1 rRNA gene is annotated in these 1,817 nt (G+C 52.0%); it reads left to right on the top strand.

Annotated features, from left to right (window positions below):
• The first annotated feature begins 180 nt into the window (after positions 1 to 180).
• A 16S ribosomal RNA gene (locus tag FC24_RS09090) occupies positions 181 to 1,749 on the top strand.
• Positions 1,750 to 1,817: the final 68 nt, after the last annotated feature.

A 1,817-nucleotide genomic window follows, 5' to 3' on the forward strand; every position in this document is an offset into this window, starting at 1 on the left:
TGCGTTGGCAACACGTAGTCCTTTGAAAACTGAACAAAGTTTCAACGAATTAAAAGTGTCGGGCGCCTTAACTGGTTGACCATTGGTCACCGGTTAAAGCAAACAACGCGTAGTCAATTCAAATTGAAGCAAAACGCGCTAGCAACAATAATTAAGAACAAGAGCAATCAAGCTTAAATTTAAGATGAGAGTTTGATCCTGGCTCAGGACGAACGCTGGCGGCGTGCCTAATACATGCAAGTCGCACGCACAACTGTTAACCGATCCTGCTTGCAGGTGACGTTAATGGACGTGAGTGGCGGACGGGTGAGTAACACGTGGGTAACCAACCCTGAAGCGGGGGATAACCTTTGGAAACAGAGGCTAATACCGCATAGTTTATCGCGACCTCCTGGTCGCAATAATAAAGACGGCTTCGGCTGTCACTTCAGGACAGACCCGCGGCGTATTAGCTAGTTGGTGGGATAAAGGCCTACCAAGGCGATGATACGTAGCCGACCTGAGAGGGTAATCGGCCACATTGGGACTGAGACACGGCCCAAACTCCTACGGGAGGCAGCAGTAGGGAATCTTCCACAATGGACGCAAGTCTGATGGAGCAACGCCGCGTGAGTGAAGAAGGGTTTCGGCTCGTAAAACGCTGTTGTTGGAGAAGAACCGGGGGTAGAGTAACTGTTATCCCCTTGACGGTATCCAACCAGAAAGCCACGGCTAACTACGTGCCAGCAGCCGCGGTAATACGTAGGTGGCAAGCGTTGTCCGGATTTATTGGGCGTAAAGCGAGCGCAGGCGGTTTTTTAAGTCTGATGTGAAAGCCTTCGGCTTAACCGAAGAAGGGCATCAGAAACTGAGAAGCTTGAGGACAGAAAAGGAAAGTGGAACTCCATGTGTAGCGGTGAAATGCGTAGATATATGGAAGAACACCAGTGGCGAAGGCGGCTTTCTGGTCTGTTACTGACGCTGAGGCTCGAAAGTATGGGGAGCGAACAGGATTAGATACCCTGGTAGTCCATACCGTAAACGATGAATGCTAAGTGTTGGAGGGTTTCCGCCCTTCAGTGCTGCAGCTAACGCATTAAGCATTCCGCCTGGGGAGTACGACCGCAAGGTTGAAACTCAAAGGAATTGACGGGGGCCCGCACAAGCGGTGGAGCATGTGGTTTAATTCGAAGCAACGCGAAGAACCTTACCAGGTCTTGACATCCTTTGACCGCTGTCGAGAGACAGTTTGCCCTTCGGGGCCAAAGTGACAGGTGGTGCATGGTTGTCGTCAGCTCGTGTCGTGAGATGTTGGGTTAAGTCCCGCAACGAGCGCAACCCTTATGACTAGTTGCCAGCATTTAGTTGGGCACTCTAGTGAGACTGCCGGTGACAAACCGGAGGAAGGTGGGGATGACGTCAAATCAGCATGCCCCTGATGACCTGGGCTACACACGTGCTACAATGGTCGGGACAACGAGTAGCGCGCCCGCGAGGGTTAGCTAATCTCTAAAAACCGATCTCAGTTCGGATTGCAGGCTGCAACTCGCCTGCATGAAGCCGGAATCGCTAGTAATCGCGGATCAGCATGCCGCGGTGAATCCGTTCCCGGGCCTTGTACACACCGCCCGTCACACCATGAGAGTTTGTAACACCCAAAGCCGGTGGGGCAACCCTTCGGGGAGCTAGCCGTCTAAGGTGGGACAGATGATTGGGGTGAAGTCGTAACAAGGTAGCCGTAGGAGAACCTGCGGCTGGATCACCTCCTTTCTAAGGAAAAGAAACGGAGACCGACACTTAAGTTGAAACTTTGTTTAGTTTTGAGCGGATTACGCTCA

Origin of the sequence: Loigolactobacillus rennini DSM 20253 (assembly GCF_001436505.1) — a bacterium.
Taxonomy (GTDB): Bacteria; Bacillota; Bacilli; order Lactobacillales; family Lactobacillaceae; genus Loigolactobacillus; species Loigolactobacillus rennini.